This window comes from Pedobacter cryoconitis (assembly GCF_001590605.1).
In the GTDB taxonomy this organism is placed as follows: domain Bacteria; phylum Bacteroidota; class Bacteroidia; order Sphingobacteriales; family Sphingobacteriaceae; genus Pedobacter; species Pedobacter cryoconitis_A.
In genome coordinates this window covers 1,658,826-1,673,585 of sequence record NZ_CP014504.1, presented here as the reverse complement: position 1 = coordinate 1,673,585, position 14,760 = coordinate 1,658,826, and the positions used below count along the sequence as shown (strand labels likewise).

General features: G+C 37.6%; 9 protein-coding genes. 1 reads left to right on the top strand and 8 read right to left on the bottom strand.

The window, feature by feature from the left end; translation table 11 throughout:
- Position 1 precedes the first annotated feature (1 nt).
- Both AY601_RS07135 and AY601_RS07130 read right to left on the bottom strand, forming a co-directional pair.
- Positions 2-2,725 (bottom strand): hypothetical protein, encoded by a 2,724-nt coding sequence (locus AY601_RS07135; RefSeq protein ID WP_157287763.1) that lies wholly within the window; start codon positions 2,723-2,725, stop codon positions 2-4.
- 69 nt (positions 2,726-2,794) lie between these two features.
- The gene (locus AY601_RS07130) at positions 2,795-3,085 is read right to left on the bottom strand and encodes a hypothetical protein (protein ID WP_068398505.1); all 291 of its coding nucleotides are present in this window, start codon (positions 3,083-3,085) and stop codon (positions 2,795-2,797) included.
- A gap of 158 nt (positions 3,086-3,243) precedes the next feature.
- On the opposite strand from AY601_RS07130, the gene AY601_RS07125 reads away from it, so the two are divergent.
- Positions 3,244-4,161, top strand: coding sequence for a hypothetical protein (locus AY601_RS07125; RefSeq protein ID WP_068398502.1), 918 nt, complete (start codon positions 3,244-3,246; stop codon positions 4,159-4,161).
- A gap of 255 nt (positions 4,162-4,416) precedes the next feature.
- On the opposite strand, the gene AY601_RS07120 is transcribed toward AY601_RS07125, so the two are convergent.
- The 6 genes from AY601_RS07120 to AY601_RS07095 form a co-directional block, all read right to left on the bottom strand.
- Entirely contained in the window at positions 4,417-6,921 is a 2,505-nt protein-coding gene (locus tag AY601_RS07120; RefSeq protein ID WP_068398499.1) for a S9 family peptidase, read from the bottom strand.
- Positions 6,922-7,137: 216 nt separating this feature from the next.
- Positions 7,138-10,026: a TonB-dependent receptor gene (locus tag AY601_RS07115; protein WP_068398496.1), complete on the bottom strand. Its 2,889-nt coding sequence runs from the start codon at positions 10,024-10,026 to the stop codon at positions 7,138-7,140.
- 259 nt (positions 10,027-10,285) lie between these two features.
- Entirely contained in the window at positions 10,286-11,431 is a 1,146-nt protein-coding gene (locus tag AY601_RS07110) for an MFS transporter (RefSeq protein ID WP_068398493.1), read from the bottom strand.
- 71 nt (positions 11,432-11,502) lie between these two features.
- The gene (locus AY601_RS07105; RefSeq protein ID WP_068398490.1) at positions 11,503-12,168 is read right to left on the bottom strand and encodes an HAD family hydrolase; all 666 of its coding nucleotides are present in this window, start codon (positions 12,166-12,168) and stop codon (positions 11,503-11,505) included.
- Positions 12,169-12,182: 14 nt separating this feature from the next.
- Positions 12,183-13,205, bottom strand: a complete 1,023-nt coding sequence (locus AY601_RS07100) for a zinc-dependent alcohol dehydrogenase (protein WP_068398487.1) — start codon at positions 13,203-13,205, stop codon at positions 12,183-12,185.
- 1 nt (position 13,206) lies between these two features.
- Positions 13,207-14,436: an aspartate aminotransferase family protein gene (locus AY601_RS07095; protein WP_068398484.1), complete on the bottom strand. Its 1,230-nt coding sequence runs from the start codon at positions 14,434-14,436 to the stop codon at positions 13,207-13,209.
- Positions 14,437-14,760 lie beyond the last annotated feature (324 nt).

Below are 14,760 nucleotides of genomic sequence, written 5' to 3'. Positions count from 1 at the left end.
ATTACTTTTTCCATCTTTCAGGATAAAAGGTAACTCCAATGTTGACGTATCTCGATAAATAATTATAGGATGCAGTGGTTCTTTCAGTAATCCCTGCATTCAAAAGTTTGATCATATTTACATTAAGCAGGTTACTTGCCCCGATATTTACCTGCCAGCTTTTTAGTTTACTGAAGTATTTGTAAATATTAAAATTAATAATTGGATTAATTGAACTTAGCGTATGATCGGTATTAATCAAAATCCATTTAGTTGAAACTTTATAATAAAGCCCTTCCATCAATTTATTATCATCCTTAAGTTCCATATTATACCTTACAGTTGAACTTCCGGTAGTTCCATGAGCGTTATTAATAATTGCTTGTATGCTTAAATTTAAGTTATGTTCTTTAGAAAAATTGATTTTTAATCCTGCTTGCGGACTGATTGCACTAAACTCTAATGGTGTTACAACTTGCTGATTCAATTGATATTGTTTTCTCCATAAATAAAATAGGAATACATAAGGATTGATTGATTTTGATGTATTGAATCTAAAGTAGGATAGGGTTCCGGTGATTTCTTTTGCTTTTCCAAATTGGGTAAAACTTCGTTCAGGAAAAGAGCCCCCGTTAATTATATTGAAGTTATCAGTTATTGGCAGATTTGTTAAAGCATAATTTACCTGAAGATTTACTGAGCCGAGCCCTTGAATAAAAACATCTGAATTGATTTCATATTTGTTGGAGAGATAGGGGCTCAACATTGAATTCCCAATTGAAACCTGTTGTATCATACTACTATCAACTGCTGGTAAAAGGTTATTTAAAGCTGGCGTAAATTGTTCTTTTGTATACCTGAAAGAGACCTTGGATTTGTTAAAAACATAATTAGCGTAAAAACCAGGCAAGAATGTAGTTTTGTTGATTTGGTTAAATAGCGAGTCATTTGCTGCTACTTTCCAATGGGATGATAATGCCCCGGCCCCGGCAACGATACTTAAAGGACCTGATTTATAGAACAGGAAACTTTGAAGTGTAATCCGGTTATTTTGAACTATAAAATTCTTTGTACTCAAGGATAGACTTGGTTGCACTTTTTTATCTTCTAAAATGTTCACGCCAACTCTATCTGTCAAACTCCGGGAAAGCATTGCATTCGTTCTGATATCAAATAAGAGTTTTCTACTGAGTGATGTACTATGTTGAACAGTACCAAAATAGTTATAATTGCTGTTGGACTGGTGAACCTGGTTATCAGCATTATTTAAAAGGTCTGCATTGGTTGTCAGCTGATTCTGATAATTATTATCAGCGATTGTTTTATTGAGCAGCATACCAGCTGAAGCTGTGGTCTTCTGAGCTGGTTTCTGGTACCTGTGTTCCCAATTCCCGGTGAGCAGTAATAAATTATTGCTATTTACTGGCAACTGATTGGTGAAAATCAGCGCTTTATTGATCAGGCTGTCTGATTGGTTATATAAAGAACTATTGAGCTGGCCGGACTGCGCGGACTTCAAATATTTTCTTTCGAGGATTAACTTGGCACTAATTGTATTTTTGTCGTTTGGAGTCCATTTCAAACTGGTTTCCTGAGTAGCATCAAAAGCCTTATTTCTATTGGTATACCTCTTAAAGTCTTCTGCGCGAAATTCTCCTAAGCTCCTGGTTGTGTTTGAAATGTCATCGATATTGGCTTTATCGTAATTACCAAGCAAATAAGAATTCCAGCTTATTTTTTTATATGTTTTACTAAAATTGAGTCCTGCTGATAATGTTTTATGCTCGCCTTTCTCTAAAAAAGATAGTTTTTCTAATACTCTGTTTATATTGTCAAAAGGGTCTTCTAATTTGAAATCGTAGTATAGTTTCTGTGTACCAAGGGTATTCCGTATTTCATTACCAGAACTAATCATTTTGAGATAATCATTTGGGGACAGCACTTGCTGATTCTGATTGTTATAGTTGAAAAAAGAACTGAAATTCGTTCCGGGTTTAATTTTATTCAACTTAACTCCGGCATTATTTCTTTCACTGGTTCCTTGCTGGCCGTAAACTTCTCCGTACCATCCTTCTTTCCTGTCTTTTTTCAACCGGAGATTCAGCTCGATGCCTCCTCCGGAATCTCCATCCATATTAATGATTTCAACATCCTTAAGCATGTCTGCTTTAATGTTTTCGAGTGTTGCTCTTGGATTTCCACCAAATATTTCGGCCCCGTCTAACCTGATTTTCTGCACCTTTTTACCGAGAGCGGTAATATTTCCGTTTGTGCCGGCAGAAAATCCCGGAATTTTATCGATTAATTCAGTGGCACTGGAATGCGGTCTTGTTCTGATATCCTCTACAGGTATGACCAGGGTGTCACCGCGTTTATAGGTTTGTCGCTGGCCATTGATCACAACTGTTTTTAAATGTAAAGCAACGGGATCCAATGGCAGCTGTTTAGTAAAATTCACTTTTAAGGTGTCAAATTTCCAGTTATAAATAGGAACGGTTTCTCCTAATCTGGATATTACAGCATGGTAAACTATTCCGGGTTTTCCGGATATTTTAAAGATTGTATCTGTATTTGAATTCAGAAATTTGAACTTAAGCGTAGAGTCGGCGTAAATATAGAGATCAAATGGTTCTTTTTCAGCAGCGCCGTTATTCGTAATTTTAATAGATATTATCTTATTTGCCTGTGGGAATAGTTTCGCAGGAGTAAAAAACAGGAATAATATAACGAACAATAGAAATTTCAAAGGTTATCCGGTTTGAGTTGATATTTTTAACTAAAATAAGGCTTAGATCCAGTTAATGATATTTATTTTTTAATAAAGATAGATAAGCAGTACGCCGGAGTTTCCGTCATAAACCCACCAGCCAACTACGTTTCCATCTTCATCGGTTACATCACCATGTGGCAGTTTTCGGTTAGCATTAGACTGAATATTTTCTAAAGATGTATATTCGATAGCAGCATTTGTTGATATCAATTCATTAAGTGAATAGCTATTATTTGCAATAGGGGTAATCATATTTACAAAATCTGATTTTGTAAACGCGTTAGCAAAGGTGGTTCCTGCAAATGCTAACATAACGATTAAGAGAACTTTTTTCATGATTTTAAGCTTTAAATGGTTAAATTAATTCTTTTTGATATAAGCCTTATTCTAATATCATCAACTGAAGGTTAATATAAGAAATTTTAATTCTCATTACAAGCGTTAATTAAATATAAAGTTTACTATAATTGCATTCATAATTAAATATCACCAGAATGAAAAGAAAATTAATATACGCTACTAATTTAATAGTTTTTTTATTTTTTGTCTCCTCTGCAAAGTCGCAGGTCAAAAAACCTGATTTTGAGGGTTATAAAGGGCATAGGCTAATTTCGGTCATCGAGAATAAGACTGATAATGGGAGCCAGATATCGGTTGATGGCAGTCAAAAACCTGATCATAATCAAGCCATTGGCAATTCATCCAGTAAAACTGAAATATTAACGTGGGAAACCAAATTTGATAAAAAAACTTCAGATCAAGCAGGGGCTGAAAAGAAACTTAAAAGAGCAATCCTCATCTTAGACAGGCCATTTGGAGTTTTAAAATATGATTCTGATAATTCATTTGAATCTACAGATGGATCTGAAAGGCTGGTGAAGAAATTTACAGATGTACTTAATAAGTCATCTGTAATGGTTATTGAGAAACATAAAACTACTGATACAACTCCGAATTTGAGCAAAGTCAATAAATTATGGAACAGTGAACTCCCGGTTTACGAGTCGGATATGTACTGGAATGGCTTAATTTTTAATGCCGGTTTACCTGCAAACGTAGCAGTAAACAACAGCTGGAACACTTCAATTGAATTAAACGACAGGAAAATAGAAAATACATTCACTATCCTGAAAATTGATAGAGATAACCTGACAGTATCATTGAAAAGCAAGGAGATTTATAAAGATAATGCAAGCAAGAGCGTAAATGCAGAAGGAGCACCGGCCGGGATTTCATTAGGTCTGAGTAAAAAACAGAAGACTTATGATGGCGTGTTCTATGTAAATGCCAAAACAATGTTTATTCTGAATGGAGTATTTAAATTAGAAACGATCTCTGGCTTATTTTTAAATGGTGGATCTTCAGAGCGAAAAAGTTTTTCGACAACAAAATTCACGAATAGTTTCCAATAAGCGACCAGAAGGATCAGCCTGATGGAGAAGGCCGGAGAGATTCAAGATACACATCCAGGATTGATGTTTTTATGAGCCGGGGGACGTATCCCAAAAACGTACTTAACATAATGTTAATTATATAACAATAATGTAAAAGGGAATAATATACAGTTTTAAAGCTTACCAACAACTAATAATGGCAAAGAATATTGTAAAATGAAACTGACCTTTAACCATTTAAGGCATTCAGGCCAGTTTCATCAATAAGCACAATTATTTTTTCTGCTCTATTTCTTTTTCCATCTCCACGATATCAACCTGGTCAGCAGCTGAAGAATCGCCAATCAAATATTTATTGAAGTGATCTGCTAATTTCCAGAATGTATATTCTGTTAAATCTCCGAATCCATGACGCTGTCCGGGTACAATTACAAACTCAAAACGTTTGCCGGCTTTCATTAAAGCATTTGCGACCCTGATCGTATTTGCCGGGTGTACATTGTTGTCAATATCACCTGTCATCAGCATTAAATGCCCCTTAAGATTTTTTGCGAGGTCAGGATTCTTGTCAATGCTATATTTAAAAGTTGTATCACCTTTTGCTGTAATAACTTCTTTTACACCATGGTGTGTTTCGCTCCACCAGCGGTTGTAAATATTGTTATCATGGTTACCTGCGTTGGATACTGCAGCTTTAAAAAAGTCAGGATAAACCAGCATTGCAGCTGTAGACATAAAGCCCCCACCAGAATGTCCGGTAATCCCTACTTTGCTGATATCAATAAATTTATTTCTGTCTGCCAATTGCTCTATTGCAGCTTTTTTATCTGCCAGTCCGTAATCACGCAGATTTCCATAACCATAAGTATGGTACCATTTAGATCTTGCTGGGTTTCCACCACGATTTCCCACAGTAATAACAATATAGCCAAACTGTGCCAACCGGTCTGTTCTATCCATGCTTTTGCTAAACGCCTTATTTACCGCTTCTGTTTGCGGACCAGGATATACATACTCAATGATTGGGTACTTTTTATTCGGATCGAAATCAAAAGGCTTGTACATCACTCCATAAAGATCAGTGATACCATCGTCAGCTTTTACAGTGAATGGCTCTGGAAATTTATATCCGGTAGCCATCAATAGAGAAAGATCAGTAGTTTCCAGTTCCATGACTACCTGGCCATTGTTGTCTTTTACTATTGCTTTTGGAGCAGTATTCACTCTTGATGAATTGTCTACAAAAAACCTGGCTTCATCATTCATGCTTATTGCATGATCAAAATCTCCGGCATTAAGCAACTTGATTCCTGAACCATCAAAATTGATCCGGTACAAATGCAGATAATAAGGGTTTTCTTTAGTTTCCCTGCCATTAGCCGTAAAATAAAGTACCCTGTTTTTTTGATCCACATTGACAATGTCTTCGCAATGAAAAGCACCTTTAGTAATTTGATTTTTCAATTTCCCAGCAGCATCGAACAGATAAAAATGTCCCCATCCGTCACGTTCAGACCAATGAATGATTTCTTTTCCGTCATTTACCAGTCCTGGACGGCTAGTTTGCAGATAGGTGTTAAAACGCTCCTCAATTAAAGGAGTAACCGTTTCATTGTGAATATCAATTGCACACAAATCCACTCTTTTTAAGTCCCTGCTTTTACGAGAGAAATAGATCTTGCTATTTGTACCCAGCCAAATAGATGGTCTGAATTCGTTGTCTCTGTTTTTGTTGAGTGCCGGCGCATCCCACAAAGAGAAATCCTGATCTTTGAAAGCTGACGTATTTAGTTTTTTATACGTTTTAGTTCCAAAATTAAATAACAGCAATTCATTCACTGGTGCTTCAGCTTCACCGGGCATCTGGTATTTATAAGTCTCTAATGTTGGTCTGCCTTCAGCTATACTATTGATTACCCAAAGATCCTTTACCTTGCGTTCATCTTCTCTGTTTAATACGAAATTTTTAGCATCTGGTGACCATAACACGTATGCCCCTCTCCTTTTTTTATTATTCTTTTCATTTTCTACATTGTTTTCTCCATCTCCATTAGCACCATAAGAATAGAATTTAACCCCATCCTTAGTCAATTGATGTTCTACAATTGTGCTGTCATCTTCATTCTTGACTGCTTTTTTATAATTTTCTCTATCCATCCAGTACAGATTATAGTTTCTGCTAAAAATAATAGCAGAAGAATCTGGTGCTACTGAGGCCCATTTCGGCTTTTCTTTAGGTTTAGAATAATTAGGGATCTCTGTCAGCTTTGCACTGGCAAGCACATAGTGAAAAGAGAAGATTTTTTTCTGCGTAGAGTCTGCTGCTTTCTTATCTTTTCTATCTTTTTTAGGTTCATCAATCGAACTTTTCACTTCAAAAGTAATTGATTTCTCATCGCTTGAGAATTTCAGGTTTTCTAAAGGCAGATGTTGTGCATCAAAAGGATCACGAATAATGGTCGTAATTTCAGCAGCGAGTTTTGCCTTGTCAAAGATTTTCTTTTTAGTTTTTGCTGATGGATCTACCAGGTACCATTCTTTACCTGCTGGCGATTCATAAGCATACCAAAACCGGTTGCTTAATTTCATCCAATGCGGATCTGCTTCGATTGAGTAGACCATCTTCTTAACTTTGGCTGGCGAAAACCTTGAGGCCAGCTGATAATTTGCTTTTGGGGCAGCGATTGATGATTCTGTAATAGTAAATGTTTGTGTTTGCGCCATTGCGCTGTACCCTGTAAAGAGTGACAGTAAAATTGGTAGGTAAAGTTTCTTCATTTATGGTTTTTAATAAACGGTCTAAATTATTTATTAAAAACGAATTAGCAGAAGCTCTTTTGTAATAAATACGATTGTTTGGACGTATTATATATACCTCCGGACAATCGTAAAACAGGAAGGATTAAATTTGAGCATTCATCAATTCTCTCAGGATTTGGGTAGCAATAGTTTATGTCACCTGAAATTAATATTTCAGGTGACATAATAAGCTCATTATGGATTAAATGCATAAGCCACGTAATAAATTGCGCCAACTGCGGGATTTCCGTAAGAAGTGAAATTATACTTATTCAGCACATTTGAGCCCCCTATTTTGATCATAGAGTTTACCGAAGGGATTTTCAGGTTAACCTGTGCATCAAGTGAGGCAAATGCAGGCACATCGCCAGAGGCAAAAGAAGAATTCCAGTAGAATTTTCCTTGCCAGCGATAATTTACATTGAACCCAACGTTTTTAATCAATTCTCTTTTTGCTATACCCAGATTATACCTGATTTTTGGTGTGTTAAAATCATTAATGTAATTATCAGGAATATCACCGATGTTATTGTATGATATATTACCACTCAAATTATAATTAGCGAGTAAATAATCAATTCCCAATGCTGCACCATAAGAAGTCACTTTTCCTGCAGCATTTACGGGAACACCGAATTTAGTAAAACCTGATCCGTCAGTATTTCTTTGATAAACATCTACTGCAGTAATAAAATTCTTGTAAATATTGTAATAGGCATAAGCATCGATCAGGAATTTAGGACCAAGCAGACCTTTATAACCTACTTCAAAAGCCTGAACACTTTCGGGCCTCACCCCTTTTGCATCAAAACTATAGCTTTTTAACAAGGTCGGATCAGGGTTTCCAGCTGCTGCCGCTGCTAAAAAAGCTCTATAACTGACGTCTGTATAAGCCTGATTTGCAAATAAGCTATATTTATTTAAAATTTCAGGGATTCCACCGATTAATCTTTGTGAACCACCACCCACTGACAAATCAATATACTGGTTCTGTGTAGTCGGGTTACGATATCCGGTCTGGTAAGAGACCCGGATGTTATTGTTCTTAGCTACGGTATAAACACCCGTAACCCTCGGGGTAAACCGGCCATCAAAATTGGTACTTTTATCATAACGGCCAGAAACTGTCAACTTAAGTTTATCTTCAAAGAACTTTTTGCCTAATTGGGCAAAGCTTCCATATTCTTTAATATTAATCTCATCAACCAAGTCATTAAAGATAGTTCCATTTGATCTTAACTGGTACAAACGATAAGAGGCACCCAATTGAAATTCAACAACGTTATTAAATAAGTTGCTGAAATTATACATTCCTTCGTAATGATATAAATTAGTCTTATCATTAAATTTCGCTCCGTAAATTCCTTTTTTAAAATCTGTACCTGCAATGGTTGTATTCAGGATTTGTTCCTTAGCCAGTCCAAACGCTTTGGAACCCGGAACAAACCTGCCCTGGTCAGCCGCTGCTCTTGCTGCCGCATAAGCAGCAGCATCTGTAGCTCCCTGAGACTTTGCACCAATATAATTCCCTACATACTGAGGAAACCAATCTGTAGATTTTTTAGAAGTTTCATTGATATAACTGCCCAGAATGGAAGCGATATAAGAATCACCTGAACGTTCTTGTGTGGTATAACCTCTTAAAAAAAAGTCCTGGCCTTTTAACTCCAGTTTATACTGTCCGATACTGAAATTTCGCAAAGAATAACGGTCCGACCCCGTATAAACAGAAGTGCCACTGCCCCAGTAAACTTGCGCAATAGCTTCTACAGTCTTACTGAAACGGTAATTTGCTGAACCTGAAGCCTTAAGTGATTGTGTTTTATAATCTACTAATGAACTTTCCTCATAACCCGTGCGGGATACATTCTGATCAGGCAATAAACCTGGCGTATTCAGCCCTGCATAAAAAGGCCTCATGGTCGCGTTGGTCCTTAAAAAACCATTTAATGCATTTAATCCTGCAGGATTTGACTTGAACGCATCAATCTGTGCGGCAGTTGGAGGTGCTATCAATCCAAGCGCCCCCTGAACAAAACCAGAAGTCCCGGCATTTAATACTGACTGTGCCACATTCCGCATGTTTTGGCTTACTTCGTCACCATATACATTAATCCCGTCATAATTCGGATCTGAATTTCTGTTGCCATCTTTTCCCTTCCTTGCAGCACGGTCAAAATTGGAGAAATTATCTGCTTGCCAGTCTTGTGCCTGAAGAAAAGAGAAAGTTCCCTTAACAGCGAATTTATTGTTCCAGGCCTTCGCAAGGCGGACATCCAGTTGATTGTAAGGCTGTACACCTGTATTGTTGTCGTTGACATGGTTAATTCCGGTTTTAAACTGAAAACTAGGTCCTTGATAATCAAAAGGGCTTTTGGAAGTCATCAGCATGGTGCCATTAATTCCACCTGCACCATAAAGTGCTGATGATGCACCCGGCAATAATTCCACATTGTCTACATCCAGATCATTAATACCCACGATATTACCTACCGCAAAATTAAGTCCGGGGGCCTGGTTATCCATCCCATCGACAAATTGGTTAAACCTGGTATTTCCGTTTGAATTAAAGCCTCTGGTGTTGATAGATTTGAAAGTTAAACTCTGTGTACTCACTTCAACACCTTTCATATTATTCAAAGCATCATAAAAAGATGGAGCAGCTTGTTCTTTGATGGCGCTATGTCCCATCCTTTCTATAGATACTGGAGATTCCAATATCTTTTCGGGCGTTCTGGAAGCTGAAATAACAACTTCCTGCCCAAGAATACCTTCCTGTTCCAATTCTACATTCAGATTGGCGGTATTTCCGCTGATCAATTTTTCAATGGATGTATAACCCAAAAAAGAAATAACAATGGTAAAGGGTGCTTTTTCGGCCGTACTGAATGCATACTTTCCGCTCTGATTTGTAGTCGTACCAACTGTTTTTCCTTTAATGGTAATTCCTGCTCCAGGGACAGGTGCTTTGCTCAGCTTATCAATAACTGCTCCGCTAATAACGACGCTTTGCGCCTGAACACAGAGAGCTGTGATACAGAGCATTAAAAGCAAGAATACTGGTTTTGTAAATCTTCTCATCATACGTTAATTTATTATTTGGTTTACACTTACTTAAATTTAACGTAATTAAATGAAAATATATAACGTTTAAGCCGCGATTATTGGAGTAAGTAAAACAAGTAATTTAATACCGCAAGTGTTAAATTCAGGAACTGAAATAAGGGCCGCAGCCCTTTTATTCCATATTCAGTATGAATTCATTGAAGATTGTGTTTAATGCCTTTAAATAGTATTATAAATGACTTTATTTACTGATTTACAGCGCATTGATTGATGTTATCTAAACCATTTTTTTAATCTGGGAAGCCAGCAATGTCGTTCCGAATCCAAGGATTGCAATTAATAAGAACGACCAGCGTAAATTGGTTGCCTGTGCAATAAAGCCAATCATTGGCGGGCCAATCAGGAAACCTAAGAAGCCAACTGTAGAGACTGCCGCAATTGCCATTCCCGGCGCCATAGTCTTTGATTTCCCGGCCAGCGCCAATACAAGGGGCACTACGGATGACACACCGATTCCTACCATTAAAAAACCTAAAGTAGCAGTATAAATATTTGGAAACATCACAGCCAGTAAAAGCCCGGTTGTACTAATGATGCCGCTGAATTGAAGGATTTTACTGATTCCAAACCGGGTTACAAACTTATCTGCTGCAAAACGTCCGCCTGCCATTGTCGCCATAAATGCGATAGATCCCATGGTGGTTAGCGCTTCGGGAACGGTAACTACAGTTTTAAAATATACACCGCTCCAATCGAACATCGTACCTTCTGTAATCAGACTCGCAAAAGCAATCAGGCCCAATTTCAAAATATTGCTGTCAGGTTTCGCAAATAAGGGCTGTGATTCTGAAGCTTCGTCTTCTGGTAAGAGATAACGCCAGGAATAAAATACCAATATCCAGCAAAGTGCGCCAACCAATACAAAGTGCATCCAGAATGGCCATTTTAGTGCAATAGCCAAGGTGCCAATAGCAACGCCTGTAAAGCCGGCTAAACTCCACAATCCATGGAAAGAAGCCATAATTGACCTTTTATATAATTCTTCTATGCCCACAGCCTGTGTGTTCATAGCGATTTCAAACACATTGTTTAAAAATCCAAAGAAAAACAGTACAATAACCAATTGCCAGATATGAGAAGTCAATCCAATGATACATAACACGAAAGGAAACAGCAAACCTGCCGCAATCAATACTTTACGGCTTGTAAATTTGGTGACCATCCACCCTGATATCGGTAAGCTGATCATCAAGCCAACAGGCAAAGCAAATAACACGCTTCCCAGTTCTCCATCACTCAAAGTATAGAAAGATTTAATATCATGAATACGGCATGCCCAGCTGGAATAAGTAAGTCCGGCTATAAAAAAGAAGATACTGGTTGCAATACGATGAGAACGTTTTTTATCAATAGATAAGGGCATAGATCATTTATGTTTAAAGACAGTGCATTGGATTAAAATCCAATACACTGTTTGATGTTAAGTTTTTATTTTTATACCAGGTGCAGTTGTAATTCGTCGTAATCTGCAATCTTTACAATATCTGCAAGATCTTCTAACTTTTTGTTATCAATTCCAATAAATTGGATACCTAATTGTTGTGTGGCCTGGTAATCCCATTTGCCATCGCCTACATAGATGATTTCTGACAGTGGCATATCTATCCTATGCAGACTATTCATTTTCTGGATGGTACTGCCTATAATATCACGTCTGGCTCTTGCATCTTGTGCAAATGAAGCGGCTGCACAAGCGGTAGCAGAAATGCCTGCACAACTCAATTTAAATAAAGCTGATTCTTTCCAGCCACCAGTTGCCAGGCCAACACTTACCCCTTCCTGTGCGCATAATGCCTGAAGTATTTTACCTGCTTTAGGTATTTCTTTCATGCAGTCATTACTTTCTGTATGCGCGTCTTTCAGTAAAACTAAGAAATTCTTGATGAATAATTCTCTTTCTGCTTCTGTATAGGTACGCTGATGGTTTTCTATAAAAAGCTGATGGATAATACCAGAATCCGTTGTATTCTCATAGTGCCCGTAATCTGTTTCAAACCCACGGAAACCGAAAGTTTCTTCTAAGGCTTGTGTAAAACAATGATCATCTACCTGAGTAGTATCTGTCAACGTTCCGTCTATATCAAATATGATGTATCTCATGGTTAGTTTTTTTTTTAAATTCTGATTACAGATTTAAGACTTGAAATATTATTACTTCTTATTTTTGTGCTGATATCACAACCCAGATCTTTGATCGCGGATTCAAAATCATCCAGACCATACTCATTCGTAATGATTTTTTCTAAGCCCAGATTGCCTTTATTAATCAGGTCTACAGCATGTCTGAAAGTGTCCATGGAATCAATAGATCCGATAATTGAAATACTACGGTCAGCAATCTCTCTCGCATTAATGGTCTGCTGGTTATTGCGTAAGCCCATCATACATATTTTACCGCCGTCTGCAATTGCTTGCATTGATTTTTCCAATAGTGAACCTGTAGTATCAATAATCAGGTCATATTGGTTCTTCTGTGGAACAAATGAAGGTTCTATTTTCCAGTTCCGGGACAAGACGTTGTTTTCTTCAATGAGTTTAATCCGGTCACGGGATGCTTCGTAAACTACACCTTCTTGTATACCGTGCTGGGTCAATGCCATATAAAAGAGCAGACCAATTGGGCCGCCACCCAGAATTGCAGTGCGCATATAGGGGGTTACTGCCAGTTTTTTCACCGCAGTGAGCACACAACTAAGCGGCTCAGACATCGCACCCTGCTCAAAAGGAATGTTATCGTTCAGTGGATAAATAAACTGTTTAGTGGTTTTAAAGTATTTGGTAAAAGTACCATCTATAGAGACGCCCGCCTCTGTGCTTGATTTCAGTAAGCAGTGATTGCGAAGTCCTTTACGGCAATTTTCACAGTAGCCACAATAAAAGGTCGGATCAATAATGACACGCTGACCTACACTGCAGGTTTCAACTCCAGCGCCTTTGGCTACAATAATCCCTGCAGATTCATGACCGATAATTACCTTTGGACTTGCATTGTATTCACCAGAAATTATGCTCAGGTCTGTCCCGCAAATACCAGTGGCTTTAATTTCGACAATGACTTCATCTGCAGCTGTGATTACAGGTTCTTCTCTTTCTTTGAGCTGGATATCCCAGGCTCCGTTATATACGATTGCTTTCATTTTATAGTTGACTGAATATTTTGTTTAAGCGGAAATAAATCTCTTCGATATCGTCTTGTGTTGCTGTTAATGCAGGACGGACTTTAACCACATTCCCAAATCCGTAACGTGATCCTCTAAGGATCATTTTGTGGTCTGAAAGTGCTACATCAACGATTTTGTTGGTTAGGTCAACATCTGGTGCGCCATCTTTATCCACGATCTCAAGTCCCCACATGTAGCCGATACCGCGTACGTCGCCAATTACCGGGTAGTTTTCTTTTAATTTGTATAAGAAATCACCTAATATTTTTCCTGATACCTGGACATTTTCCAGGAAGCCTGGTCTGGACACTACTTCCATTGTTTTTTGTGAAGCAGTCAGTGAAAGTAAATTCCCTCCCGAAGTATAAGAGTGTTCAAATTTTTCCAGTACAGCGTATTCTTTTTTATAAAGAATGGCTGCTGCCGGGATACCGATACCGCCTAAACCTTTAGCGAGGGTAATAATATCAGGTTTAATATCATAATGTTCGCTGGCGAACATATGGCCAGTCCTTCCAATCCCTGTTTGTACTTCATCGGCAATCAGGCTGATATCCAGTTCATCGCATATTTCTCTCACTTTTTTGAAATAACCATCTGGCGGGATAATATTTCCCCCATTTCCTAAAATTGGTTCTATAATCATACAGGATACACCTCCAGAGCTTCCGTACTGCGCATAATCGTGAATCGCTTCTGCACATAGGTACCCGCAATCCGGCCCTTTAGCTGAAAAAGGACAGCGGTAACAGTATGGAGCCGGGATCACAGCATTATTGGTTGTTATGGTATTGGCAAAAGATTTTCTCCTGAAAGCATTTCCGGAGATATTAGTGGTAAAAAGTGTTTGCCCATGGTGTGAAAGCGATACGCTCAATACCTCACTCTTACCATTGAATTTATTCGCAATTTTTACTGCTCCTTCATTTGCTGTAGAGCCGATGATGTCACGCATCCAGCCATCAGTAATATGCTCAGGAGCTTCATCAAGAATACTATCAAGTACTTCTTGTGCCAGTTCGCCAGTAAAAGAGGAAGATACGTGGATCAGGTCTTCTACTTGTTTTTTTAAGGCATCTACTAATTCCGGATGACTATATCCCAGAGAGAGATTAAAAGTCCCGGAAACAGCATCGATGTACTCTTCGTTTTCTGGAGTGTAAAGGCGAATACCTTCACCCTTAATGAATTTAATGTTGTTTGCCATTGTTTAAATGTATTTGGTTTTTTTAAGTTGCTATTCGGGTGTTTATATAGGGTTTATTAAATTATTAATTTAACATTAGGATAACTTTAATCCTTATAAGAAAAAACAAAACAATGAAGAATCTTGGCTATGAAAATAATATTACATAACTGTATTTAGGTTTTATATTGGTTTAACTGTTTTAAATAATTAGTGTATAAACTTTCGTAATTATAATTTAAGATCATAATTTATTTGACGAAACGTACCTATTCACGTGGTGAACGAAAATCTTGCTAATACGATAAAATAATGCTTAAAAGTCGTATTATGTGCGTTTACAGA